The organism is Methylobacterium sp. J-070 (assembly GCF_022829385.1).
In the GTDB taxonomy this organism is placed as follows: Bacteria; Pseudomonadota; Alphaproteobacteria; order Rhizobiales; family Beijerinckiaceae; genus Methylobacterium.
On sequence record NZ_JAKSXX010000144.1, the window covers coordinates 38703 to 63729 of the forward strand.

A 25027-nucleotide genomic window follows, 5' to 3' on the forward strand; every position below is an offset into this window, starting at 1 on the left:
GCCCATGGTTTAGCCTCCGGGCCGATTCCATCGGGGTAGAGGGGCCTGGGCATGCCGATCGAGACCGTGGAGGCCGCCGGCCGGCGCCGGGGCGCCGATCTCCTGGTGGAGGTGCTGCGCTCGGAGGGCGTGCGCTACATCTTCGGCAATCCCGGCACCACCGAGCTGCCGCTCATCGACGCGCTCACCGAGGCGCCGGATGTCAGCTACATCCTCGCCCTGCAGGAGGCGACCGCGGTGGCGATGGCCGACGGCTACGCGCAGGGCGCGCGCCGGCCCGCCTTCCTCAACCTGCACACGGCGGGCGGCCTCGGCCACGCCATGGGCGGGCTGGTGAACTCCCAGGTCTCGGGCACGCCGCTCGTGGTCACGGCCGGGCAGCAGGATCTCCGCCACGCGCTCACCGACCCGCTGCTGATGGGCGACCTCGTCGCCATCGCCGACCCGGTGATGAAGTGGGCCCGGGAGGTGACGAGCCCGGACCAGATCCCGATCCTGCTGCGCCGGGCCTTCCACGATGCGGGTGCCGCCCCGTCCGGCCCGGTCTTCCTGTCCCTGCCCATGGACGTGATGGAGGCCATGACCGCCGTGCCGGCGGGCGAGACCTCGACCATCGACCAGCGGGCGGTGGCGGGTTCCCTCGACCGGCTGGCGGAGAGGCTCGCCGCCATCGCGCCGGGCCGGCTGGCCCTGATCGCCGGGGACGAGATCGAGGCCTCCGACGCCTCCGTTCAGGCTGTGGCGCTGGCCGACCTGCTGGCGGCGCCGGTCTACGGCTCGTCCTGGCCGGCCCACATCCCCTTCCCCACCGCGCACCCGCTCTGGGCCGGCAACCTGCCGACCCGGGCCGATTCCATCGCCGAGATCCTCGGGCGCTACGACGCGGTGTTCGCGCTGGGCGGCAAGTCGCTGATCACGGTGCTCTACTCGGAGGTCTCGGCGGTGCCGCCGGGGACGCAGGTGTTCCAGCTCTCGGCGGACGTGCGCGACCTCGGGCGCACCTATGCCACCAGCCTGTCGACGGTGGGGGATATCCGCGCCTCGCTGGACGCCCTGCTGCCGCTCCTGGCGCCGCGCCTCGCCGACCGGGCCGAGGCCTTCGCGGACCTGCGCGGCCGGGCCGTGACCGCCCGGGCCGAGCGCCGGGCGCGGCTCGCCGCCGCGGCGGACGCGGCCTTCGAGGATCCGGTGATCGCCCCGCTGGTGGCCGCCCGCGAGGTCGCCCGCGCGGTCGGGGCCGAGACCACCATCGTGGACGAGGCCCCCGCGACGCTGACCCACCTGCGCACCTTCCTCGACAGCCCCTCGGCGCATCAATACGCGGCGATGCGCGGCGGCGTCCTCGGCTGGGGCATGCCGGCCGCGGTCGGCTTCTCCCTGGGCCTCGACCGCGCGCCCGTGGTCTGCGTGGTGGGGGACGGGGCGGCGCTGTACTCGCCCCAGGCGCTCTGGACCGCCGCGCACGAGAAGCTGCCCGTGACCTTCGTGGTGATCAACAACGCCGAGTACAACATCCTCAAGACCTTCATGAAGGGCCAGTCGCACTACGCCTCGGTGCGCGCCAACCGCTTCATCGCCATGGACCTCACCGACCCGCGGATCGACTTCCTGGCCCTGGCGGCCTCCATGGGGGTTCCGGCGCGGCGCGTGACCCGGGCCGCCGACATCGCCCCGGCGATCGAGGCGGGGATCCGCTCGGGGGGCGCCAATCTGGTGGAGGTGGTGGTGCGGGCGACGTGAGCGGGGCTCCCGGGCCGGCCGAGCTGCCCGTGGCGCCGCCGTAGTTTTCGAACCATCTCGGTCGTCCGGCTCCGCTGCGGCAAGTGCTCGAATGCGGACACTGCAGAGTCCACAGCAAATGAATTGTGGATATCCGGAAAACGTCAACCGTCTGCGATCAATCGATCGATCGTTCCACATGTGATAAAAGGCAGCCGGGGCGCGCCGTGTGGATATTAACGTATTGGGTTCGAGGATCATTCAGGGCACGGCGCAGCGGATCCTCGACCTCGTTGCCTAAGCAGACATGTCCGAGATCGTAGAGACATTGATGCTCAACATCGTAGGCTCGCACTGAGACGAGCGGGTTGGCTCGCACGATGGGCGCCACTTCGTTGACGGCTTCGCTGCGGGGACAAACCCCTTCGTGCAGAAAAATCGGGCTCGGTGTCCAGTAGATGCCGAGAGGCCGCGGCAGATTGTAGGATCCCAGCAGCATCGTCTCTCCGGGCCGAGCCAATCGGAGGCAGTGCCGACACGGAAAACTACCGCTCGCGGTCGCTACGAACCGACGGACTCGGTTTCCTCGATCGTCCAGCAAGGTGCGACGGAAGCGGTCTGCCGTCTCCGTCGCGATCGGGACACATCGGAAATTCGTCATGGGCGCACCTCCTGAACATGCCGATACGCGCGTCGCCGCGCGTCGCACTCCGTTTCTTGCCGGCTCATCGAAGGACCCGGCCACGGCCGCCCTACGTCGCCGCGTCAATGCGCATCGTGGAAGATGATCCCCACGGCGTGTCGACGACCCGAGCGGAGCTCACTGACCCCGTGCCGCATCATCACGCGGTAGTCGCCCTTGGATCCGCGTTGCGGCCGGCTGTTAACGGCGAACACCACCGCGTCGCCCTTGGTCAGCGGCACGACGGCCGCACGCGACTGCATGCGCGGACGCTGCTCCGTCAGCACGAACGCGCCGCCCTCGAATGCCGCGTCCGGTTCGGACAGCAGCGTGGCCACCTGGAGCGGGAAGACATGCTCCCCGTAGAGGTCCTGGTGGAGGCAGTTGTAGTCCCCCGAAACGTATTGCAGCAGCAGCGGTGTCGGCCGGCGCTGTCCGGCGGCGTGGCAGCGCTCCAGGAACGCCGCGTGGGTCGCGGGGAAGCGGACGTCCAGTCCCATCCGGCCGTGCCACGCATTGGCGATCGGAGCGAGCTTCGCGTAGAGGCCCGTGCGCAGGTCCTGAACGATGTCGGGCAGCGGATAGGAGAAGTAGCGATATTCGCCCTTCCCGAACCCGTGGCGCGCCATGACGACGTGACTGCGGAACGCCGGCGTGTCGCCGTACAGGCCGGAGATCGCGTCGCACTGGTCGGGTGCCAGGAGCTTTGGCAACACGCCCCAGCCCTGCCGGTCGAGGTCGCCGGCGATCATCGCCCAGTCCAACGCCTCGATGCGGGTCGTGGTCATGCCGCCGTCTCCAGGCTGAGCAGCTGACGCTTGCGATGGACGCCCCAGCGGTAGCCCGAGATCGATCCGTCCGCCTTCAGCACGCGGTGGCACGGTACGACGACGGCAAGGCGGTTGGCGGCGCAGGCGGCGCCGACCTCTTGCGCCGTCATGCCGATCGCGATCGCCTTCGCGATGGCGCCGTACGAGCGCGTCTCGCCGACCGGTATGGCGCGCAGCGCCGCCCATACGGCGCGTTCGCCGGCTTCACCGCGGAGGTCCAGGTCGAACCGTGGCGCGTCGGTCGGCGCGTCGATGTGGCGGGCGACGGCATCGAGCACCGGGTCGCCGATTGCGTCCTCGACGAGGACGGCACCCGGCAGCGCGTCGCGAAGCTGCTGCAGGAGTTCGCCGCGCGCATGTCCGAGCATCACGGCGGCGACACCGCGGCCGCCGACGGCGATCCCTGCCAGCCCGGTCATGGTCGGGCGGTACCCGTAGCGGAGGGTTTCGGCCGCGAACGGCCGACTGCTCTCGGTCATGTCGGTTGCTCCATCTGTCACGGACGAAGATGGGCGATGGAGGAACGTCCTGCGCTCCGAACCCTGCTCTCCAATCGAAGAAAGGGCGGGAGCTCAGGCTCGGGCGACCGCCTGCTCGCGGTCGAGGAGCGCGCGCTTGCGCTCGACACCCCAGGCGTAGCCTGAAAGGGCGCCGTCGGTGCGCACGACGCGATGGCACGGGATCACGACCGCCAGCGCGTTGGCTGCACACGCGCCCGCGACCGCCCGGGTCGCGCTCGGGAGTCCGATGCGGTCGGCGACTTCGGCGTAGGACACGGTTTCGCCGAGCGGGATGTCGCGCAGCGCCTGCCAGACCCGCTGCTGGAACGCGGTGCCGCGCACGTCGAGCGGCAGGTCCAGACCGACCTGCGGCGCCTCGACGAGGCCGACCACCTTGGCCACGACGGCCTCGTAGTCGGCGTCGGCACCGATCAGTTTCGCTCTGGGAAAGCGGTCTTGGAGACCCCGCGCCAGGGCATCGGGATCGTCGCCGAGCAGGACGGCGGCGACACCCCTGGTGCTGGAGGCGACCAGGATCGAGCCGAGTGTCGTCTCGCCGACGGCGAAGCGGATCTCCTCCGTCGCCCCTCCCTTGCGGAAGCTCGACGGTGTCATCCCGAGCATCGCGTTGGATGCCGCGTAGAAGCGGCCGCTCGAATTGAACCCGGCGTCGTAGATCGCCTCGGTGACGCTGCTCTCGCCGGCCAGCGCCGCGCGCACGCGCTTCGCCCGCTGCGCGACCGCGTAGCCCTTCGGCGTCAGGCCGGTATGCGCCTTGAAGATGCGATGGACGTAGCCGGGGCTCAGGGCGAGAGCCGCGGCGAGGTCGGTCAGCGACGGAGGCGTCTCGCTGTCCTCGATGAGCCGGCACGCCCTGGTGATGAGCGCGGCGTTCGCCACCGCGGCGGCCGGGCCGTCGGGCTTGCATCGCTTGCAGGGCCGGAAGCCGGTGCGCCGCGCGTCCTCGAGGGTCGCGTGGATGGTGACGTTCCTGGGGTTGCAGCCGCGCGAGGGGCAGGACGGCCGGCAATAGACGCCCGTCGTGCTGACCGCGTACCAGAACTGGTCGTCGGCTGTCTTGTCGCGGGCGACGATGCGCGCCCAGCGGGGATCGGCAAGGATCGCTTCCGCGTGATTGTCCCGGCGGTTCATTGGCGTCGGTCCTCAGCCGATGGGCTCGGTGACCCCGCGGGCCCGCTCCACGTCGGGCATGCGGTAGTGCTTCTCCTCGATCTCCGCGAGGCGGGACGGAACGATCTCGGTCCCGGACACGCCGTAGAGCTTCTGGAAGTTCATGATCAGCGGCTGCCATTTAGCCGGATCAATACGATTCTCGTGCCCGTCCATGAGCAAGCCCGGATGCACGTGGACGCGGGTGATGCGCACCTCGAAGGCCGAGATCAGGCCCGCAACCTGGGGGTCGTCGTCCATCATCCCGTGTTGGGCCGAGACGACGGCTTCGAGTTGGATCGGGCATTCCAGGGCGCGTGGCGCGGTCACGGTCTGCGATGGGACGGGCGTCAGGCCGGCCACCGCGAACTTGGACGGCTCATACGCGTAGCCCAGCCGCTGCTTCAACGCGGGGATTGTCTGGGTCCCCGTCAGTCGCGCCAGCCTGTTCACGGCATCGGCCTGCATCGGCGACGGCAGATTGAGCACGCACTGCCCCGTGCGGATCATGTTCTGCGGCGTCTTGGACGCGGTCTGGAGACCGAGCATGCACCGCCAGCCGATCCACCACGCGGCCGACATCGGCGCGAGATTGGCTGTGCCGTCCTCGTTCTGCGTGCTGATCAGAACGACGGGGGTCCCGAAATAGAGGATCGACGGCTCGATCGTGACATGGGGATCGCTCATGCGGGGCTCCGTGGTTCGGCGAGGAACCGCTCATGCCGCCGTGCGGCTTTGGATGAACTCCGCTTCTTGCCTTGGAAACGGCCAGCGCGAACTCTGCGTCAACCCTTCGCGGTCTCCCCGGCGTGCTCCGAAGCGGACCGACCGGGAACCACCCAGGGCAGCCCCGCGCCGGCCGTCCCGACGGCGCGCAGGCTACCCGTCCGCGAGCCCCGGCACCGGCACCCCGAAGGCCGCCGCCAGCAGCACCATGTTGAGCCCGAGCACCACCGCCGCCCCCGCCACCGCGGCCGCCTGGGTCAGGGGCCCGTTGGCGAAGGGTCCCATCACGCTGCGGCGCCGGGTGAACACCACCAGCGCCACCATCGGCACCGGCAGGGCCAGCGATAGCACCACCTGGGACAGGACCAGCGCCCGGGTCGGGTCGACCCCGATCGCCACCACCACGAAGGCCGGCAGCATCGTCACCAGCCGTCGGATCAGGAGCGGGATGCGCCAGCCGGTAAAGCCCTGCATCACCATCTGCCCGGCCAGCGTCCCCACCACCGAGGACGAGATCCCGGAGGCGAGCAGCGACACCAGGAAGGCCGCCCCGGCCGCGGGGCCGAGCAGCGGCGTCAGGGTGCGGTAGGCCTCGCCGATTTCGGCGACCTCGCTGTGGCCGAGATGGAACGCCGCCGCCGCCATGATCACCATCGCGATGTTGACGAGGCCCGCCAGCAGCAGCGCCACCACCACCTCGCGGTTCGAGTAGCGCACCAGCAGGCGCCGGTCGGCCTCGGTGCGGGGGCTGCCCCGCCCCTGGGTCAGGCCCGAATGCAGGAACAGCGCGTGCGGCATCACGGTGGCGCCGATGATCCCCACCGCGATGGTCAGCGCCTGCGCGTCCGGAATTCTTGGGGTGACGAGGCCCCGGGCCGCCGCGCCCCAGGCCACCGGCGCCACCAGGAGCTCGACCGCGTAGCAGAGGCCGATCGTGCCGACCATGGCGCCGATGGCGATCTCGAGCGGCCTGAAACCCTCGTGCTCCAAAAGCAGGATCGCGTAGGTGATCACCGCCGTGACCGCCATGCCGGCCATCAGCGGCATGCCGGTGAGCAGCGACAGGCCGATGGCGCCGCCTAGGAACTCCGCGAGGTCGGTGGCCATCGCGGCGATCTCGCTGATGCCCCAGAGGGCGAGGCGCACCGGGCGCGATGTCGCGTCCCGGCAATGCTCGGCGAGGTTCTTGCCGGTCACGATGCCGAGCTTGGCCGAGAGCGCCTGGAACAGCATCGCGGTGAGGTTGGCGAGCAGCACCACCCAGAGCAGCCCGTAGCCGTAGCGGGCGCCGGCCTGGATGTTGGTGGCGAAGTTGCCGGGGTCCGTGTAGGCGATCGACGCCGTCACGGCGGGGCCGGCGAACAGCAGGAAGCGGCCCCGTCCGCCCATCCGCCCGTCGAGGACATCGCGGATGGCCGCCTCCGTCCGCCGGCTCATCCCCCCGGGCGCGGCGCGTCCCGGGACCGTCGCGGCGTTCGGCGCCACCATGGGCAATCCACTCCTCAAAGATATAGCGGAGGCTATATTCAGCGTTGCGGCGGCGGGATTCAAGGGGCGGGAGTCGACCTTGTGGGACTCCCCTGCCGGTGCCGGTTCTTGCTAGACAGGGGCGGGGCGGCGCGCGCGTGCCGAGAGGGAGAGCCAATGCAGGAACCGTCCGAGCAGGGCACGCCCGAGACCGAGCTGATCGACCCCGAGCGGCATGTGGAGAGTTTCCGCCAGGCGCGCGAGGCAAGGCGCTCGGAGCTTGTCGAGGATTACGTCGAGCTGATCGACGACCTGATCGGCGACGGCGGCGAGGCCCGGCAGGTCGACATCGCCGCCCGTCTCGGCGTGGCGCAGCCGACCGTCGCCAAGATGCTCAAGCGGCTGTGCGAGGACGGTTTCGTCCAGCAACGGCCCTATCGCGGCGCGTTCCTGACCGAGGCCGGCCGCCGGCTCGCCGCCCAGGCGCGCGAGCGCCACCGCATCGTCGAGCGCTTCCTGCGTGCGCTGGGGGTGAGCCCCGAGACCGCCCGGCGGGACGCGGAGGGGATCGAGCACCACGTCAGCGCCGAGACGCTCGAGGCGTTCCGCGCCTTCGCGGCACGGCATGGGGGGGCGTGACCCGCGACGATCCGTGTTGCGATCGCGGGACGGACCATTATCGTGTGCGCCATGTGAGCCCAGCTTCCAAAAACGCGCGTCCCGCCCGCCGGCGCCGAATCGGACGGGCGGGTCCGCGAACTCGATCGCGTCCGGGTCCTGCGGGCGGTGACGGGCGACGACGACCTGACGGTGCCAGCCGGCGCGACCGGCACCGTCGTGGCGGTCTACGCCGACGGTGCGGCATTCGAGGTCGAGTTCACGGACCCCATCGACACGCTGGCAACGGTCGAGGCCGACACCGTGTGCCTTGTCGAGCGGGCGGTCAGGTGAACATCGGCGAAGAGGATTGGCCCTCTCGCTTTCACATCGCCCCGGCCAAGATCACGGCTTACCTTCACAATCCCGACCACCGGGACGGCGCCGCGAAATGCCGCTTCCTCGCCGCGTTCGGCTTCACGCCGCGCAACCCGGACGACCTCAGGGACGCATTGCTCGGGCACTGTCGCCGAACGCATTTCCAGGGCGTCCTTCCCGGCTATCAGGCCGTCAAGCTCTGTTTCGAGGGGCCGCTCGCAGCGCTGATCGGAATCGACCCTCAGGTCAGGACCGTCTGGCAGGTCGATGAGGGCGACCCGTCCCGGACGGCCCGGTTCATCACCCTGAAGCCGCTTCCGCGCGCCCGTCCCTGAAGCAGCCGCCTCACCCCGTCGGCGCCGCCACCTTCTGGCGCAGCCCCAGGATCACCGCCCGGAGCATCTCGGCCCCGGCCTCGCCGGCATCCGGCAGCGTGCCGGTGCGGGAGGCGTAGATCCGCTCGTGCACGAAGGCGAGCTTGGCGATCACCGTCGGCGTCAGCTTGAACGGGTAGAGCGCCGGCTGGCCCATGCTGTGGGACAGGGAGTTGATCGCGTAGGTCAGCGGCAGCCACGCCTCGATCAGCCGGTCGAGGTCCTGGGTGTCGTAGGGGTCGAAGTCGATCACCGTCGGCACCTGCGTGGCGTTGCGCAGGCGCGGGCGCACGTGCAGCTCGAAGGTCGAGGCGGTCTCCACCGTGTCGACGATGTGCAGGTAATGCGCGAAGGTCTCGGCGAAGTCCTCCCACGGGTGGGCGGTGGCGTAGGCCGAGACGTAGGCCTCGTCCCAGTCGGCCGGCGCGCCGCGCGCGTAGTGGTCCTGCAGGGCCTGGACGTAGTTCCGGCTCTCGTCCCCGAACAGCGCCCGGAACGCCCCCATGGTCGGGCCGTTCATCACCAGCAGGTACCAGAAGTAATGCCCGATCTCGTGCCGGAAATGGCCGAGCAGGGTGCGGTAATGCTCGCCGAACAGGATCCGGCGGCGCTCCCGCTCGACGTCGTCAGCCTCGGCGATGTTCATGGTGATCAGGCCGTTGATATGGCCCGTGAGCACCGGCGTTCCGCCGGAAAAGCTCTCGGACGGATCGACCAGGAAGTCGAAGGCCAGCCCGTCCGTGTACTGGGCGCGGGTCGCCAGCGGCAGCTCCAGGCGCAGCAGCGAGTAGAACAGCCGGTGCTTGGCGGCCTCGATCTGGCGCCAGCGGGTGAGGTTCCACGGCCGGGACAGGTCCGGCACCACGCGGTTGTGGCGGCAGGCGGTGCAGTGGATGTCGGGGCTGCCCTCCGGCACCAGCCAATTGCAGGCCTCCGAGAGGGCGTTGTTGCACAGGCGGTAGCGCCCGCCGGGATCCGCGTAGGCGTGGAAGACCTGGGCCCCGCCCATGAGCGGGTGGGCCGAGAGCCCCTGCGGCTCCAGGGCCGAGACCTCGTGGACCGCGCAGACATAGCCCAGGCGCCGGGCGCAGCTCTCGCAGACGGTCGCCTCGAAGGTGACCGGCTGGTCGCAGGCCTGGCACTGGAAGATCTTCATCGGGCGGTCCCGGGCCGGCGGCCGGCCCACTGCCGGTCAAGCGGGGCCGGCCGGCAAAGTTCCTGCCACGCCCCCGGGGCGCCGGATTCCGGTCGGGATCCGCGAGGTCTCCGGGTCCGGCTCCGGCCCGGGACGGCCCCGCCATCATCCCGGGGCCCTGCCCGCGGCCGCCGCCCGCATTCCCGGCCCGCATTCCCGGCCCGCGCCCCCGCCGCACAGAAATTGCTTCCGGCACGATCTGTGTCGCATAACCGCCCGGTGGGCGCCGGCGCCCAGGGACCGGCGACGAGACCGCGTTCGATCCTTTCGACGGAGCTATCGTGTCGATCAAAGCCGCCCTGCACCACGTCACCCACTACCGCTACGACCGGCCGATCAGCCTGGGTCCCCAGGTGATCCGCCTGCGCCCGGCCCCGCATGCGCGCACCAAGGTGCCGGCCTACGCGCTGAAGGTGACCCCCGCCGAACACTTCCTCAACTGGCAGCAGGATCCCAGCGGCAACTGGCTCGCCCGCCTGGTCTTCCCGGAGAAGACCGACGAATTGAGGATCGAGGTCGATCTCACCGCCGACATGGCGGTGATCAACCCGTTCGACTTCTTCGTCGACGAGGACGCGCAGAGGTTCCCGTTCGCCTACCCGACCGACCTCGCGGAGGAGCTGGCCCCCTACCGCGTCGCCGTCGACGCGGACGGCCCCGAGATGGAGGCGCTCCTCGCCCGGCTTCCCGAGGAGCCCAACACCGTCCAGTTCCTGGTGGCGCTCAACGCCCTGATCGCCGGCGAGACCGCCTACGGCGTGCGCATGGAGCCGGGCGTCCAGACCCCCGCCGAGACCCTGCGGCTCAAGAGCGGCTCCTGCCGGGATTCGGCCTGGCTGCTGGTTCAGGTGCTGCGCCGGATCGGCCTCGCCGCCCGGTTCGTCTCCGGCTACCTGATCCAGCTCGTGCCCGACACCACCGCGGTCGACGGGCCCACCGGCGCGTCGGCGGACTTCACCGACCTGCACGCCTGGGCCGAGGTCTACCTGCCGGGCGCCGGCTGGGTCGGCTTCGACGCGACCTCGGGGCTGCTCACCGGCGAGGGCCACATCCCGCTCGCCGCCACGCCGCACTACCACTCGGCCGCGCCGATCGCGGGCGCCGTCGAGCCGGCCAGGACCACGTTCGAATACGCCATGACCGTCACCCGCGTCGCCGAGACGCCGCGGATCACCAAGCCCTATTCCGAGGCGGTCTGGTCCGCCATGGATGCCCTGGGCGAGCGGATCGACGCCGACCTGGCGGCCCAGGACGTGCGGCTGACCATGGGCGGCGAGCCGACCTTCGTGTCGGTGGACGATTTCGAATCGCCTGAATGGAACATCGCCGCGGTCGGCCCGACCAAGCGCAGCCGCGCCGACCAGCTGATCCGGCGCCTGCGCGACCGGTTCGGCCCGGGCGGGCTGCTGCATTACGGCCAGGGCAAGTGGTATCCCGGCGAGAGCCTGCCGCGCTGGGCCTTCGCGCTGTACTGGCGCAAGGACGGCAAGCCGATCTGGAAGGACCCGGCCCTGATCGGCCCCGAGGCGGCCGCCGGGGAGGCGGGCACCGCCACCATCGCGCATGCCAGGGCGCTCGCCGACGCCCTGGCCCGCCGCCTCGGCCTGTCGGACTACGTGATCCCGGCCTTCGAGGACGGCGAGCTCTGGGAGAAGAAGGCCGCCGAACTCCCGGTCAACGTCACGCCGGCGGAGGCCCGGTCCGGCTCGGTGGAGTTCGACGCCCGGATCAGGCGGGTCTACGCGCGCGGGCTCGGGGAGGCGGCGGGCTACGTCCTGCCGCTGGCGAGCCTGCCCACCGGCAGGAACGGCGATGCCGACCGGGTCTGGATCTCGGAGGCGTGGGAGTTCCGGCGCGGCCACGCCTTCCTGGTGCCGGGCGACTCGCCCCTCGGCTTCCGGCTGCCCCTGTCGTCCCTGCCCTACGTGCCGCCGGAGCACTATCCCTACTACCAGCCGCAGGACCCCCTGGAACCCCGCGGGCCGCTCCCCGACGACCCGATCGGCAAGGGCGGCAAGGCCGTCGTCAACGGGGCCGGCATCACCGGCGTCGCGGTGCGCACCGCGCTGGCGATCGAGCCCCGGGACGGGGTCGTGCGGGTGTTCATGCCGCCGACCCAGCGCGCCGACGAGTATCTCGAACTCGCCGGCCATCTCGAGGCGGCGGCCGCCGCGCTGACGCTGCCGATCCAGATCGAGGGCTACGAGCCGCCCTACGATCCCCGCATCGGGGTGATCAAGGTCACCCCCGATCCGGGCGTGATCGAGGTCAACGTCCACCCGGCCGCGTCCTGGCGCGAGGCGGTGGCGATCACCACCGACCTCTACGCCGAGGCGCGGCAGACCCGGCTCGGCGCCGAGAAGTTCATGGTCGACGGGCGCCATACCGGCACCGGCGGCGGCAACCACGTGGTCATGGGCGGCGTCACGCCGGACGATTCCCCGTTCCTGCGCCGGCCCGACCTGCTCAAGAGCCTGGTGCTCTACTGGCAGCGCCACCCGGCGCTCTCGTACCTGTTCTCGGGCCTCTATATCGGCCCGACCAGCCAGGCCCCGCGCATGGACGAGGCCCGCCACGACGGGCTCTACGAGCTGGAGATCGCCCTGGCGCAGATCCCGGCGCCCGATGCGCCCAACATCCCGCGCTGGCTGATCGACCGGGTGTTCCGCAACATCCTGGTGGACGTCACCGGCAACACCCACCGCTCCGAGATCTGCATCGACAAGCTGTACTCGCCGGACGGCCCGACCGGGCGCCTCGGCCTGCTGGAATTCCGGGCCTTCGAGATGCCGCCGGATTCCCGCATGAGCCTCGCGCAGCAATTGCTGCTGCGCGCCCTGGTGGCGTGGCTCTGGCGCGAGCCGCAGACCGGGGGTTGTGTCCGCTGGGGCACGAACCTCCACGATCGCTTCATGCTGCCGCATTTCCTCTGGGCCGACTTCCTCGGGGTGCTGGAGGATCTGCGGGCGGCGGGCTACGGTTTCGATCCGGTCGCCTTCGAGGCCCAGGCCCTGTTCCGCTTCCCGGTCTTCGGCACGGTCGAGCAGGGCGGGGTCCGGATGGAGCTGCGCCAGGCGCTGGAGCCCTGGCACGTGATGGGCGAGGAAGGGACCAGCGGGGGCACCGTGCGCTTCGTCGACAGCTCGGTCGAGCGGCTGCAAGTCAAGGTCGAGGGCCTCGTGCCCGAGCGGCACGTCATCGCGTGCAACGGCCGCCGGCTGCCCATGACCGGCACCGGCCGCGGCGGCGAGGCCGTGGCGGGCCTGCGCTTCAAGGCGTGGCAGCCGGCCTCCTCCCTGCACCCGACGATCCCCGCCCACGCGCCGCTGACCTTCGACATCCTCGACGCCTGGAGCGGGCGCTCGCTCGGCGGCTGCCGCTACCACGTCGCCCATCCGGGCGGCCGCAACTACGAGACCCACCCGGTCAACGCCTACGAGGCGGAGGGGCGCCGCCTCGCCCGGTTCCAGCCGCACGGCCACACGCCCGGACGGGTCGACATGCCCCGGGCGGAGCCGAGCGCCGAGTTCCCGCTCACCCTCGACCTGCGCACCCCGGCGCCGCAATGACCGGGGGCCCGTGATGGAGGGGGCGCTCGCCGCCCGGGCCGAGATGGGGGAGAGCCCGCGGGCGCGCGTCGCGCGCTGGACCGCGGGCTACCGCCCGGCGCCCGGCCGTCCGGACGAGTTCCTCGGTCCGGACGGCGCCCCGCGCGGGGCGTGGCCGCGCCTCCTGGACCGTCTCGGCGCCCTCACCGAGCCGGAGATCACGGCCCGCTTCGTCGCGGCGGAGCGGCACATCCGGGACGCCGGCATCTCCTTCCGCATCGCCGGCGACCAGCGCGAGCACCCCTGGCCGCTCGGCTGCCTGCCCCTGGTGATCGAGGGGGCCGAGTGGCAGGCGCTCAGCGCCGGGATCGTGCAGCGCGCGGAGCTGATGGAGGCGATCCTCGCCGACGCCTACGGTCCGGGCCGGATGGTCGCGGAGGGGCTGCTGCCCGCCGCGATCATCGCCGGCACCCCCGAGTTCCTGCACCCGCTCCACGGCGTCGTGCCCCCCGGGGGGCATTACCTGAAGCTCTACGCCGCCGATCTCTGCCGGGGCCCGGACGGGCGCTGGCAGGTGCTGGCCGACCGGACGCAGGCGCCCTCGGGCCTCGGCTGGGCGCTGGAGAACCGGATGGTCCTGGCCCGGACCTTCCCGGACTTCTTCCAGGACCTCCACGTCGAGCGCCTGCCGGCCTTCTTCCAGGCGTTCCGCGACGGGCTGGCGCTGGGGGCCGAGCGCGCGGACCCGCGGATCTGCCTGCTGACCTCGGGCCCCTACAGCAGCACCTATGTCGAGCAGGCGGCCCTCGCCCGCTATCTCGGCCTGATGCTGGTGGAGGGCGACGACCTGGTGATGCGGGACGGGCGGCTGCACGTGCGCACCGTCTCGGGGCTGAAGCGCGCCGACGCCCTGTGGCGGCGGATCGACGCCGACTTCCTCGATCCCCTCGAACTCAACGCGGCCTCGCGGCTCGGCGTGCCCGGCATCCTCGACGCCTTGCGCAACGGCTCGGTGGTGATGGCCAACATGCCGGGCGCGGGGCTCGTCGAATCCGCCGCGCTCGCCCCCTATCTCGACGGCCTCAGCCGCCGGCTGCTGGGCGAGCCCCTGCGGCTCGGCCATCCGCGGACGTGGTGGTGCGGCGACCTCGAGGGGCTCGCCCATGCTCAGGCCAACCTCGACAGCCTGATCCTGCGCCCGGCCGCCACGCCCCAGCGCGGGGCCGGGCGCGACGCGATCCTGGCGGGTCCGGTGCTGGCGGCCGAGCGCGCGCGCGTCCTGGCGGCCCTGCGCGACCGGCCCTTCGACTACGTCGCCCAGGAGGCCGCGCCGCTCTCGACCATGCCGGGCTGGGAGCGCGGCGAGGCCGGCCTCTCCCTGGTGCCCCGCCCCTTCGTGGTCCGGGTCTTCGCCACCCGGACGCCGCTCGGCTGGCAGGTGATGCCGGGCGGCTTCTGCCGGGTCTCGGAGCGGGAGGATCTCGACCCGATCGAGATGCGGCTCGGCATCCGCTCCGCCGACGTCTGGGTGCTCTCGGAGAAGCCCGTCGCCGCCCCGGTGATCGGCTCGCACGCGGCCCCGCGGGTGCGGCGGGTCGGCGGCCACCTGCCCTCCCGGGCGGCCGACGGCCTGTTCTGGCTCGGCCGCTACCTGGAGCGCGCCGAGGCGGTGATCCGGCTGGTGCTGGCCCATCTGCGCAGCGTCGGCGACGCGGTCGGGGCCGACATCTCGGGCGCCCTCGACACGCCGGCGGCCCTGGCGCTCCGCACCCTCCTGCACGAGTGGGGCGCCACCGGTGCCGCCGGCATGCCCACCGCTCGCCTCGCCCAGGAGGCGCTCGCCGGGAGCGAGCGGCCGGGCTCGGCCCGGGCCCACATCGATGCGGCCCGGCGCAACGCCGCCGCGCTGCGCGCCCGCCTCTCCGGCGAGGCCTGGCGGGTGCTCGCCGACCTGAACGAGTTCCTGGCGCTCGACCCCGATCGGGCGCTGACCGAGTCGCAGCTCGCGGGCCGCGCCGAGCGGGCGCTGAGCCACCTCGCGGCCCTCTCCGGCCTGACGCACGAGAACATGAGCCGGGCGGAGGGCTGGCACTTCGTCGAGCTCGGCCGGCGGATCGAGCGGGCGATCAACACCTGCACCTTCGCGCTGGCCCTGGCCAACGACGAGGCGACCCCGGGCTGCCTCGGGGTGATGCTGTCGCTGTGCGACTCGCAGATCAGCTACGGGCGGCGCTACCTGCAGGGGGCCGCCCTCGACCCCGTGCGCGACATGGTCCTGCTCGATCCCTACAACCCGCGCTCGATCGCCTTCCAGGCGGAGGCGATCGCCCGCCACCTCGCCGACCTGCCGGCGCTGGCGGCCGACGGCATCCCCGAGCCCCATTGCCGCCTCGCCGCCCGGATCCTGGCGGAGCTGCGCAGCGGCGAGGCCGCCGACTTCGACGCCGTGCGCCTCACCGCCCTGGAGACGGATCTGGAGCGTCTCGCCGACGGCATCGCGGCCCGCTACTTCCCGACGGGGCCGCACGCGCTGCGCCCGGAAAAGCTGACGGGGCTCGCGTGATCTACACGCTGCGCCACCGCACCACCTACCGCTACGGCAAGCCGGTCCGCTTCGCCCGCTGCGCCCTGCGGCTCAAGCCGCAGGATGGCGAGGGTCAGAGCGTGCTGGCGAGCGCCGTCACCGTCGACCCGAGCCCCGCCACCGCGGTGATGCGGCGCGACTATTTCGGGATCGACGCGGTGGCGATCACCCTCGACCTCCCCCACACCACCTTCAGCGTCGAGGCGCTCTCCACCGTGCGGGTCGAGCGCCCGGCCCCGCCGCCGCTGGAGACCGGGACGGCCTGGGAGCGGGTCCGCGATGCCGTGGTGGCCGGGCGCGAGCTCCACGGCCGCGCGCCGGTGCATTTCCTGTATCCGAGCGGCCGGGTTCCGCTGCTGCCCGAGGTCACCGACTACGCGCGCCCGAGCTTCTCCGCCGGCCGGAGCGCCTACGGGGCGGCCCACGACCTGATGCTGCGCATCGGCCAGGATTTCCGCTTCGACGCCAAGGCCACCCATGTCTACACGCCGCTCGCCGAGTCCTTCGCGCTCCGGGCCGGGGTCTGCCAGGACTTCGCCCACGTGATGATCGCGGCCCTGCGCGGCATGGGCCTGCCGGCCGCCTATGTCAGCGGCTACCTGCGCACCGTGCCGCCGCCGGGCCGGCCGCGCCTGCGCGGGGCGGATGCGAGCCACGCCTGGGTGGCGGTCTGGTGCGGCGAGGGCTGGCTCGGCCTCGACCCGACCAACGGCGTGGCGGTGCGGGACGACCACATCGTGGTGGCCCGCGGCCGCGACTACGGCGACGTGGCGCCGGTCGACGGCATCGTCAGCGGCTCGGGCAAGCAGCGCCTCAAGGTCGAGGTGGATGTCATTCCGGATACCGAGACGCAGGATCTCGCCCTGGTGGGGTGAGCCGCGTCCGGCCGCCAAGACGGGAATGACCGGGTCCCTGCTCGAGTCGCTTTGACGGATTTCGACCCGCCTTCTTACATGTGACATGTAACCGGATGCGGGACTCAGATGGGCACGCCGGTCGTCGAGAGGGTTCGGAAGCGTCGAAAGGCGTTGCGCGCGGCCGGGCTTCGTCCGGTGCAGATCTGGGTTCCGGATTCGAGTCAGCCAGGTTTCGCCGAGGAATGCCGGCGCCGGTCTTTGCTGGTGGCGGAGGCCGATGCGGCCGATGATGAGCTAAACGCCTTCCTCGACGCCGATCTCGACGATCCAGCCGAGCCGTGAGGCGCGGCGATCTCGTCACCGTCGCCATGGCGGGCGATTTCGGAAAGCCGCGTCGGGCACTCGTGATCCAGGCTGACACCTTCGTGCAGACCGACTCGGTGACGGTCCTGCCGCTCTCATCGACGCAAGTGGATGCACCGCTGATCCGGCTGCCCGTGCAGCCGACACCGCGAAACGGCTTGAAAAGGCCGTCTCAGGTCCAGATCGACAAGGTCATGACGGTGAGGCGGGCGAACGTCGGGCCACCGATCGGGCGGCTCGATGACGCGACCCTGGCGGCCGTGACACGGTTACTCGCGCTGTTCCTCGGCGTCGCGTAGCGTCGGCGGCTGCCGGACCCGGCCCTCACCACATCGTCTTGGCCGCCCGCTCCGGCCACTCCGCGTCGTAGCGCTCGCCGCCGACCGCGCCGGCGGTGAGCGCCGCCAGGATCGCCCCGGGGGTCGGCAGGGTCGCCGGATCGACGCGGGATTCCGGATCCCACAGCCGGGCCCGGATGATCGCCCGGGCGCACTGGAAGTAGATCGCCGCGACGGTGATCACGAGGGCGGTGCGCGGCGCGTGGCCGTCGACCCGGAACGAGTCCAGCAGATCCGGATCGGCCGAGATCACCGCCTGTCCGTTCACCCGCAGCGTCGTGCCCGAGCCGGGGATCAGGAACAGCAGCGCCACCCGCGGGTCGCGCACGACGTTGCGCAGGGAATCGATCCGGTTGTTGCCGCGCCGGTCGGGCAGGATCAGCGTGCGCGGGTCGGCGACCCGCACGAAGCCCGGCTGATCCCCGCGGGGGCTGCAATCGAGCCCTTCGGGGCCGCTGGTCGCCAGGACCGCGAAGGGGGCGGCTTCGATCAGCGCCGCGTAGTCCGGCGTGACCGAATCCGCCACCTTGACCGTGGAGGCGGGCGCCAGGGGCGCGTGGTAGATCGCCTCCAGCGCGGCGAGGCTGTCGACGATCATGGCGCCCTCACGCGTCCCCGTCCTTGCCGGCCGAGAAGGCTTCGTGCTCGGCCACCAGGGCGCCCGACAGGGCCGCCGCGATCAGGCTGCGGGTCTCCGCGACCCCGTAGAGGGCTACGAACGAGCCGAAACGCGGCCCCCGCGCCTCGCCGAACAGCACGTTGTACAGGCTGGTGAACCAAGCCTGCGACACGCCGGGCCGCCCGTCCGGGCTCTTGGCCTTGCCGGACGTATCGGGGAAGTGGCGCCGCCCGACCTCATAGACCGCCGCCTGCAGGGCCTCCGGATCGGTGGAGCCTTCATGCCCCGCCAGCGTCTCCGAAAGGTCCTCGAGGGCCGCCCGCTCCTCGGGCGTGGGCGCCCGGTAGGTCTTGGCCGGGCGCACGAAATCCGAAAAATACTTCAGCGCGTGCTCGACCAGCCGGTCGAGGCCCGGATGGGTCTCCGGCCCGGTCTGCGGCGCGTAGCGGCGGATGAAGCCCCACAGCACCGCCGGATCCTCGGTGTTGGCCACCGCGGCGAGGTTGAGCAGCATTGCGAAGGTGAGGCTCGCGCCCTCGACCCGCTCGGGCTCCGGCGGATCGCCGGCATGCAGGTGCCAGACCGGGTTGCCGAGGCGCAGCTTGGCGTCCTGGCCGGCGTAGCGGTCGAGGAAGCCGATATACTCGTCCACGTGCCGGGGGATCACGTCGAAGAACAGGCGCTTGGCCTCGCGCGGCTTGTTGTACATGAACAGGGCGAGCGAATCTGGCGTGCCGTACTTGAGCCAGGCATCGATGGTCAGGCCGTTGCCCTTCGACTTCGAGATCTTCTGGCCCTTCTCATCGAGGAACAGCTCGTAGTTGAATCCCTCCGGCGGCTCGCCGCCGAGGGCCCGGGCGATCTTGGCCGAGAGCTTGACCGAATCGATCAGGTCCTTGCCGGCCATCTCATAGTCGACGCCCAGCGCCACCCAGCGCATCGCCCAGTCGGGCTTCCACTGCAGCTTGGCATGGCCGCCGGTCACCGGGGTCTCGTAGCGCTCGCCCGTTTCGGGATCGCGCCACACGATGGTGCCGCTGCCGGCCCTCACCTCGTCGATCGGCACCTGCATCACGTGGCCGGTGACCGGATGGAGCGGCAGGAACGGCGAGTAGCTCGCCGAGCGCTCGGCGCGCAGCGACGGCAGCATGATCTCCATCACGGCGTCGTAGCGCTCCAGCACGCGCAGCAGCGTCGCGTCGAACATTCCCGCGCGGTAGCACGCGGTCGCCGAGCGGAACTCGTAGGCGAACCCGAAGGCGTCGAGGAAGCGGCGCAGCTCGGCGTTGTTGTGCGCCCCGAAGCTGTCATGGGTGCCGAACGGGTCCGGCACCTGGGTCAAGGGCTGGTTGAGATGGGCGGTGAGCATCTCGCGGTTCGGGACGTTGTCGGGCACCTTGCGCAGCCCGTCCATGTCGTCCGAGAAGGCGATCAGCCGGGTCGGCACGGCGTCCCGGGTGAGCACCCGGAAGGCGTGGCGCACCATGGAGGTGCGGGCGACCTCCCCGAACGTGCCGATATGCGGCAGGCCCGAGGGCCCGTAGCCGGTCTCGAACAGGATCTCGGTCTTGCCGGTCTTCTCCAGCCGCGCCACGAGCTTGCGCGCCTCCTCGAAGGGCCAGGCGGCGGCGGTGGCGGCGGCCTCGATCAGGTCGGGGTCGAGAATCAGGGCTGGTGCGGCGGGCATGTCTTCGGGGGTAAGCGCAATTTGGGAGGGCGCACCCTAGAGCGGTTCGCAACGGAGCGGAACGCCCGACGGTGCATTCGGGTCGCCCGGCGGGTCTTGGTAGTGGCCGAAGCATCCCGAGCGTTCAGGGACGCGGCTTCCGCGCGGCATGCCGGACACCCAAGATGACGATCTCGTCCGCGGCGACGCGATAGGTGATCGCGTAGGGGTATGGGAGAACCATAAGCGCCGGACCTCGGGTCGAGCGGTCAAGGCGCCCGCGAAGGGATAGCGTCGCAGGAGGTCCATGGCGGCCTCAAGGCTTCGCAGCACGTTGCGCGCACCCTGCGGGTTTCGACGACCGATATAGGCGAGCGTACCGTCGAGCTGGGCTGCGGCGGGTCGGGTCAGGCGCAGCCTCACAGGCCATGCTTGGTCCAGATGGCGCGCACCTCCTCATCGGTGGCGAATTCGCCGCGCGCTGCCGCGGCCTCGGATTCGTCGAGTTCCGCCTCCTCCTCGGGGGTGAAGTGGTAGACGGGCGCATCGTCGCTCAGAACGGCCAGCATGAGGCGAGCGATCTCGTCCTGCCTGTCCGGGGCGAGGTCCCGCGCCCTGGCCACGGCCAAATCGAGAACTGCCGTCATGGTTCGATCCTGTCGGGGCGGCGGGGCTTCGACGCAGGATCCCCGATCCCATCCCCGGTGAAAGCCCCTGTCGAGCCCGGTCAGAACGGGCTCACCGGGAAGAACCGCAGGTACAATTCGGTATACTTCCCGTCGTCCCAGACCCGCTGCAGCGCGTCGTCGAGCGCCCGGGAGAGGGCGGCATCCTCCTGGCGGGTGACCAGGCCGATTCCCTCCCCGAAATAGCGGTTCTCCAGATAGTCGCCGCCGATGAGCGCGCAGCACGTCTCGGCGTCCTGGCCGCCGACATAGAGGGCGAGGTTCAGGCCGTCGGCGAAGAGGTAGTCGATCTCGCCGCGCTTGAGCGCCCCCTCGGCCGCCATGAGGTCGGTGAAGTCCTTCGGGACGGCTTTCGGGAAGAACGCCTTGAGGTAGGCGGCATGCGCGCTGTTGCCGAGCACACCGACGCTGCGGCCCTCCAGCGCCGCCGCCGAGGGCACCGGAAGGCCCTTGTCGGTGCGTGCCGCGAAGCGCGCCGGCCAGCGGAAATACGGCCGGGTCGCCAGGAATTTCTCCCGCAGGCTCGCGGTCAGGGGAATCGCCGCGGCAACCACGTCGCCCTGCTTGCTGTCGAGGGCGTCGAGCAGGGTGTCGAAGCGGCGCGCCTGCACGGTGCAGGTGATCGTCAGCTTCTCGCAGACGGCGCGGGCGAGCTCGACCACGAAGCCGGTGGGGTTGCCGTCGGGGCCGGCGAAGTGCAGCGGCGGGAACTCGTCGTCGGTGAGGAATCGGACCGCCCGGCCGGTCTGGGGCGCCTCCACCCGCTCGCCGCGGCTGCGCGGATTCCAGAAATCCGGGACCGTGACGGCCGGTGCGGCGGCCGTTGCCGCGGCCTGGGGCTCGACCTGGGCCGCGGCGGCGCGCGGCTGCAGGCCGCCGCACAGGGCGACGGCGAGCGCGGCCGCCGCGAGCCAGGATGGGACAACGGTCCCACCGTCTCTTGACGATGCGGCGGAGGCGGTGCTCCACTCGGAGCGGGGGGACGGGAACTGGCTCACCCGCCTCCCCTACCACGTCCTGGGGCCACCAGGGGAGCGCGGCGTGTCGGTCCAGCGCCCGCCTGCGGCGCAGGCCGCCCTGCCGCCGGAGATCGCCTTCCTGCGCGGGCAGGGCGTCGACGGCCGCCTGCTGGTCCGGGCCGCCGCGGCGGCCGCCGCCGCCGGGACGGACGCGGCGACCGCCCTGCTGAACGGCGGCCTGATGTCCGAGGGCGCGTACTACCGGGCCCTGGCCCGGGCGCTGGGCGCCCCCTACCTCGACGGGCCGATCGCGTTCGGCCTGGGCCTGACTTTCCCGGGAAGCCTGATCACCGGCCTCGCGCCGCTGGCCCTCGGATCGGTGGCGCCCTGCGTGCTGGCGCCCCGCGGCCGGGCGATCACGGACCTCCTCGACGGCGCTCACCGCAGCACCATGCCGGCGATCACCAGCCCGACCCGTCTGCGCGAGGCGGTCTTCGCCGCGATCCCCGGTCAGGTGGCCGATTACGCGGCGCACGAGTTGCGGCGCCGCAGTCCCGACCGGGCGACGGCGCGCGAACCCGCCGTCTGGTGGCTGCTGCTCCTCGCCCTCGCCCTCGCGGCGGCGCTCTGCCTGTGCGCGGTCCTCCCGGCGCCGCTCGTGCGCGCGATGGCGCTCGCCGGGCAATGCCTGTTCCTGGGGATGACGACCCTCCGGCTGGCGGCTCTGGCCATCCCGGCGCCCGTATCGGCGGAGGAGGCGCCCGTGGCGCCGCTCGCCGACGCGGACCTGCCGGTCTTCACGGTGCTGGTCCCGCTCCACCGCGAGGCGGCGGTGGTACCCCATCTGCTCACGGCGCTGGCGGCCCTCGACTACCCGGCCGCCAAGCTCGACATCAAGCTCCTGCTCGAGGCAGACGACGCGGACACCGCCTCGGTCCTCGCCGGCATCCCCCTGCCGGCCCGGTTCGAGGTCGTCACGGTGCCGCCGGGCGCCCCGCGCACCAAGCCCCGGGCGCTCAACGCCGCCCTGCCGCTCGCCCGCGGGGCCCTGCTCACGGTCTACGACGCCGAGGATATCCCCAATCCCGGCCAGCTGCGGCTGGCGGCCGCGCTGTTCGCACGCCTTCCCGGGAGCACCGCCTGCCTCCAGGGGCGGCTGGTGATCGACAACGCCGACGATTCGCGGCTCGCCCGCGCCTTCGTGTGATGTGCGACTTCAAATGGCACGGCGCGGCGGCGCGGGACTAGGCGGGATCAAGCGGGCAAAAGTGGGCTTGAATCAGCGTTTTACGCCCCGCATGGCTTCACGACCCGAGGCGGAGCCCACCCGCAGGTTCCGATGGCGCGGATCCCGGGCCCGATCCACCCGGCCGGAGTCGGTCCCAGGGGCGGGAGCCCTCCCCCTTCGCAAGGCGGGATGATCGGCGTGGCATGGCCGAAATGACCGTCCGGCGGCCCTAACCGCTTGGTCCGAAACGGGCTGTGTCACCCCGCCTGTCCGTGCGGTGGCTTCGCGGGTGGGACGTCCTGCGCCCCCGGCGGCACCCCCCGCCCCTGCGCGTGCCCGGTATCGTGATAGTACGGCCGCACGTCCCCCGGTTCGGGCCGGCGGCCGCAGCGGCTGCAGCGCAGCCGGGCGGCCACCGTGTCGAAGTCCAGCGCGGGCGCGAGCTTCAGGTAGGCCCAGATCAGGATCGCCCCGATCCGGCAGGCGCGGCAGTAGCTCTGCAGCCCGTGCCAGCCGGCCTTCTCCAGCGCCCCGAGCGTCGGCACGCCCTAGAACGGCAGCTGGTCGAGGAACACCTCCGGCACCTGGCCGACGATGCGCAGCACCACCGGCTCCGGGGCGTCCTGCGTGTCCGGATCGACATCGACCCGGACCGCCACCGCCCCGGCCTTGCCGTGCGCGATGCGCGTGACCCGGCGGAGCGCCTGTATCGCGTCGTCGACGGCCTGGGGCGCCTCCGCCTCCAGCACGCTGCCCTTCAGGCGGAACGCCTGCACGCTGTAGATCGTCCTGGTCTGATGCATCATGTCCAACCCCCCGGTTGCGAGTCGCATGCTGCATCAAGAACAAAACAGGAACAAGACATGTTCCGGTGCGCGGTCCGCCCTGTGAATGTCGAGGATGGCTCGTGAACGCGCGCACAAGCGTCGACGGCGCCCGCCTAGCTGAAGCCCTTCGTCTCCTGGTCCTCCCGGTGGCAGGCGTGGTGGACGAGGCGCGTGTTCTCGGCCGTGTAGCCGAGCACCGGGTCGGTTCGGTCCAACTCCGCGCCCTTCTGCTCCATGGCTTGGCCGCAGAGGCCGCAGAGGCCGCCTTGCGCGCGCCACTTCAGGATCTGGAGCTTCCGCCGCTCGGCCGGCGTTCCGCGCTCCCAGTACATGAGCCGGGTAAAGAGGCGGCGGCGCAGGGCAAACAGCAGGACGGGGTCACCCTCGGCCGCATCCGCGATCATCTGCCGGACCGTGGTCAGGAGGGCGTCGGCCTTCGCGGCTTCCTCTTTCGTCAAACGGCGGCTCGGCATTCAGGCTTCCATGCACTCGGGGCTAAGGGGGCTGTCAGACGGACGGAGCCGTGCGAGGTTCAACCCGGACTCGCCGATCCGCCCGCCGCGACCGGCCCTCACCGTCCCACCCGCGCGATCCCCCGCCGGATCCGCGCCGCCTGCGCCCGGGCGATCTCCGATTGAGCGGCGTCGAGCCCCGCGCAGGCCAGCCGGGCGTTGCTCTCGTCCGAGCCGTCCACCCGGTTCGAGCCGGAGCCGAGGATGACCTGCCGCCACGCGCAGGCGAGGGCGGGGTTGCGCCGGATCCCGCCGCCGCACCCGTCCTGCAGGCAGAAGGCGACGTTGCGCTGGGCCTGGTAGTCGCCGCGATAGGCAAGCGGAACCGCGGCGCGGAACTCCGCCTGGTTGGCCGCGCAGGCGGCGTCCGGCCCGGCGGGGCAGAGCTGCAGATGGTCGCCCGCCGCCTGGCCGGCGGCGGGGCCGGCGAGGAGGGCCAGCAGGCAGGTGCCCCGGCGCAGGGGGCCGGTCACCGCCCCGATCAGATCGCCCGCCCGTACCATGCGACGCGTCCCTGGAAGCTCAGATCCGCCACCGCGTCGCGCCGAATCGTCTCCGACGGGTAGCGGTCGTTGTCCGAGATCAGGATCATACCGCCCCCGGCCAGGAAGTTGACCCGCTTCACCAGCACCAGCCCGTCGACCACGAGGGCGTAGATCTTGCCGTGCACCGGCTCGCCGAAGCCCCGGTCGACCAGCATCAGGTCGCCGTCCTGCAGGGTCGGGTCCATGCTGTCGCCCTGCGCCCGCAGCAGCTCGGCCCGGTCGGGGGCGACGCCGAGGCTGCGCAGCCAGGCCCGGCTGAACAGGAAGTGCGCGTCGGCCGCGGTCTCGGCCGGCAGGCTCGCCCGCCCCTGCCCCGCCGAGGCGCGCACCCCCAGGAACGGCACCCGCACCAGGTCGTCCCCGCCGTGCTCCCCCCGGCCGTTCGCCCGCGCCGGGCGGAGCGCCGGCGCCGCCTCCGCCCCGGTCAGGAGCGCGTCGACGCTGGTGCCGCAGGCCCGGGCGAGGCGGGCCAGCGTCAGCGACGGCGCCTCGCTCTTGGCCGCGAGGTAGCGGTCGAGGCTGCTCAGCGGCACGTCCGCCGCCTCGGAGACGGCGCGGCGGCCCCCGGCCGCGGTGACGGCCTGGTTGAGGCGCTCGGCGACCGCCAGGAGCGTCGGGGGCTCGGCTGCAATCACTTGTGAGGCTTTCCCCAGATGT

25 protein-coding genes and 1 pseudogene are annotated in these 25027 nt (G+C 71.8%); 10 read left to right on the forward strand and 16 right to left on the reverse strand.

Annotated features, from left to right (window positions below; genetic code table 11):
• Positions 1-51 precede the first annotated feature (51 nt).
• Positions 52-1740 carry a thiamine pyrophosphate-binding protein gene (locus tag MKL01_RS14260; protein WP_243905864.1) on the forward strand — a complete coding sequence of 563 codons (1689 nt, stop codon included), beginning with the start codon at positions 52-54 and terminating at the stop codon, positions 1738-1740.
• A 157-nt stretch (positions 1741-1897) separates the two neighbouring features.
• On the opposite strand, the gene MKL01_RS14265 is transcribed toward MKL01_RS14260, so the two are convergent.
• From MKL01_RS14265 to MKL01_RS14290, 6 genes are all read right to left on the reverse strand, one after another.
• A complete protein-coding gene (locus MKL01_RS14265; protein ID WP_279604618.1) occupies positions 1898-2380 on the reverse strand; it encodes a DUF1203 domain-containing protein in 483 nt (160 codons plus the stop codon).
• A 104-nt stretch (positions 2381-2484) separates the two neighbouring features.
• Positions 2485-3189: a 2OG-Fe(II) oxygenase gene (locus tag MKL01_RS14270; RefSeq protein ID WP_243905866.1), complete on the reverse strand. Its 705-nt coding sequence runs from the start codon at positions 3187-3189 to the stop codon at positions 2485-2487.
• Positions 3186-3650, reverse strand: coding sequence for a methylated-DNA--[protein]-cysteine S-methyltransferase (locus tag MKL01_RS14275; RefSeq protein WP_243905867.1), 465 nt, complete (start codon positions 3648-3650; stop codon positions 3186-3188). The genes MKL01_RS14270 and MKL01_RS14275 overlap by 4 nt, the downstream gene beginning before the upstream one ends.
• A gap of 153 nt (positions 3651-3803) precedes the next feature.
• Positions 3804-4883 carry a bifunctional DNA-binding transcriptional regulator/O6-methylguanine-DNA methyltransferase Ada gene (gene ada, locus MKL01_RS14280; RefSeq protein ID WP_243905868.1) on the reverse strand — a complete coding sequence of 360 codons (1080 nt, stop codon included), beginning with the start codon at positions 4881-4883 and terminating at the stop codon, positions 3804-3806.
• Positions 4884-4895: 12 nt separating this feature from the next.
• Positions 4896-5588 (reverse strand): flavin reductase family protein, encoded by a 693-nt coding sequence (locus MKL01_RS14285; RefSeq protein ID WP_243905869.1) that lies wholly within the window; start codon positions 5586-5588, stop codon positions 4896-4898.
• A gap of 192 nt (positions 5589-5780) precedes the next feature.
• Positions 5781-7115, reverse strand: coding sequence for an Nramp family divalent metal transporter (locus MKL01_RS14290; RefSeq protein WP_243905870.1), 1335 nt, complete (start codon positions 7113-7115; stop codon positions 5781-5783).
• Between the two features lie 156 nt (positions 7116-7271).
• Between MKL01_RS14290 and mntR the strand changes: the two genes are divergently transcribed.
• The 3 genes and pseudogenes from mntR (at position 7272) to MKL01_RS14305 (ending at position 8404) form a co-directional block, all read left to right on the forward strand.
• Positions 7272-7733: a manganese-binding transcriptional regulator MntR gene (mntR, locus tag MKL01_RS14295; RefSeq protein WP_243905871.1), complete on the forward strand. Its 462-nt coding sequence runs from the start codon at positions 7272-7274 to the stop codon at positions 7731-7733.
• 129 nt (positions 7734-7862) lie between these two features.
• Positions 7863-8045, forward strand: a pseudogene (locus MKL01_RS14300) (DUF4926 domain-containing protein); the annotation flags it as partial.
• Positions 8042-8404: a DUF6883 domain-containing protein gene (locus MKL01_RS14305; protein ID WP_243905873.1), complete on the forward strand. Its 363-nt coding sequence runs from the start codon at positions 8042-8044 to the stop codon at positions 8402-8404. The pseudogene MKL01_RS14300 and the gene MKL01_RS14305, both read left to right, overlap by 4 nt.
• Positions 8405-8414: 10 nt before the next feature.
• Here the strand turns inward: MKL01_RS14305 and MKL01_RS14310 are convergent, their stop codons facing one another.
• Positions 8415-9599 carry a putative zinc-binding metallopeptidase gene (locus MKL01_RS14310; RefSeq protein WP_243905874.1) on the reverse strand — a complete coding sequence of 395 codons (1185 nt, stop codon included), beginning with the start codon at positions 9597-9599 and terminating at the stop codon, positions 8415-8417.
• A 320-nt stretch (positions 9600-9919) separates the two neighbouring features.
• Here MKL01_RS14310 and MKL01_RS14315 point away from each other — a divergent pair, with 320 nt between their 5' ends.
• From MKL01_RS14315 to MKL01_RS14335, 5 genes are all read left to right on the forward strand, one after another.
• Positions 9920-13207 (forward strand): DUF2126 domain-containing protein, encoded by a 3288-nt coding sequence (locus MKL01_RS14315; RefSeq protein WP_243905875.1) that lies wholly within the window; start codon positions 9920-9922, stop codon positions 13205-13207.
• 13 nt (positions 13208-13220) lie between these two features.
• Entirely contained in the window at positions 13221-15749 is a 2529-nt protein-coding gene (locus tag MKL01_RS14320) for a circularly permuted type 2 ATP-grasp protein (RefSeq protein WP_243905918.1), read from the forward strand.
• Positions 15746-16645, forward strand: coding sequence for a transglutaminase family protein (locus MKL01_RS14325; RefSeq protein ID WP_243905876.1), 900 nt, complete (start codon positions 15746-15748; stop codon positions 16643-16645). Before MKL01_RS14320 ends, MKL01_RS14325 begins: the two co-directional genes overlap by 4 nt.
• A 108-nt stretch (positions 16646-16753) precedes the next feature.
• Positions 16754-16969 carry an antitoxin MazE family protein gene (locus MKL01_RS14330; protein ID WP_243905877.1) on the forward strand — a complete coding sequence of 72 codons (216 nt, stop codon included), beginning with the start codon at positions 16754-16756 and terminating at the stop codon, positions 16967-16969.
• The gene (locus MKL01_RS14335; protein WP_243905878.1) at positions 16966-17289 is read left to right on the forward strand and encodes a type II toxin-antitoxin system PemK/MazF family toxin; all 324 of its coding nucleotides are present in this window, start codon (positions 16966-16968) and stop codon (positions 17287-17289) included. The genes MKL01_RS14330 and MKL01_RS14335 overlap by 4 nt, the downstream gene beginning before the upstream one ends.
• Before the next feature lie 25 nt (positions 17290-17314).
• Here the strand turns inward: MKL01_RS14335 and MKL01_RS14340 are convergent, their stop codons facing one another.
• From MKL01_RS14340 to MKL01_RS14355, 4 genes are all read right to left on the reverse strand, one after another.
• On the reverse strand, positions 17315-17926 hold the full coding sequence (locus MKL01_RS14340; RefSeq protein WP_243905879.1) for a pyridoxamine 5'-phosphate oxidase family protein: 612 nt from the start codon (positions 17924-17926) through the stop codon (positions 17315-17317).
• Between the two features lie 7 nt (positions 17927-17933).
• Complete coding sequence (locus MKL01_RS14345) at positions 17934-19634, reverse strand: lysine--tRNA ligase (protein ID WP_243905880.1); 1701 nt, start codon at positions 19632-19634, stop codon at positions 17934-17936.
• Between the two features lie 398 nt (positions 19635-20032).
• On the reverse strand, positions 20033-20260 hold the full coding sequence (locus MKL01_RS14350; protein WP_243905881.1) for a hypothetical protein: 228 nt from the start codon (positions 20258-20260) through the stop codon (positions 20033-20035).
• Positions 20261-20340: 80 nt separating this feature from the next.
• A complete protein-coding gene (locus MKL01_RS14355; RefSeq protein ID WP_243905919.1) occupies positions 20341-21171 on the reverse strand; it encodes a transporter substrate-binding domain-containing protein in 831 nt (276 codons plus the stop codon).
• Between the two features lie 169 nt (positions 21172-21340).
• Between MKL01_RS14355 and MKL01_RS35980 the strand changes: the two genes are divergently transcribed.
• Positions 21341-22465, forward strand: coding sequence for a glycosyltransferase (locus tag MKL01_RS35980; RefSeq protein ID WP_243905882.1), 1125 nt, complete (start codon positions 21341-21343; stop codon positions 22463-22465).
• Positions 22466-22743: 278 nt separating this feature from the next.
• Here MKL01_RS35980 and MKL01_RS14365 read toward each other — a convergent pair whose 3' ends face one another.
• From MKL01_RS14365 to MKL01_RS35985, 5 genes are all read right to left on the reverse strand, one after another.
• Positions 22744-23031, reverse strand: coding sequence for a hypothetical protein (locus tag MKL01_RS14365; RefSeq protein ID WP_243905883.1), 288 nt, complete (start codon positions 23029-23031; stop codon positions 22744-22746).
• A gap of 3 nt (positions 23032-23034) precedes the next feature.
• A complete protein-coding gene (locus tag MKL01_RS14370; RefSeq protein ID WP_243905884.1) occupies positions 23035-23292 on the reverse strand; it encodes a hypothetical protein in 258 nt (85 codons plus the stop codon).
• A 134-nt stretch (positions 23293-23426) separates the two neighbouring features.
• Positions 23427-23771: a hypothetical protein gene (locus tag MKL01_RS14375; protein WP_243905885.1), complete on the reverse strand. Its 345-nt coding sequence runs from the start codon at positions 23769-23771 to the stop codon at positions 23427-23429.
• A gap of 113 nt (positions 23772-23884) precedes the next feature.
• Positions 23885-24328: a hypothetical protein gene (locus tag MKL01_RS14380; protein ID WP_243905886.1), complete on the reverse strand. Its 444-nt coding sequence runs from the start codon at positions 24326-24328 to the stop codon at positions 23885-23887.
• A complete protein-coding gene (locus MKL01_RS35985) occupies positions 24307-25005 on the reverse strand; it encodes a helix-turn-helix transcriptional regulator (RefSeq protein ID WP_243905887.1) in 699 nt (232 codons plus the stop codon). The genes MKL01_RS14380 and MKL01_RS35985 overlap by 22 nt, the downstream gene beginning before the upstream one ends.
• Between the last annotated feature and the right edge of the window lie 22 nt (positions 25006-25027).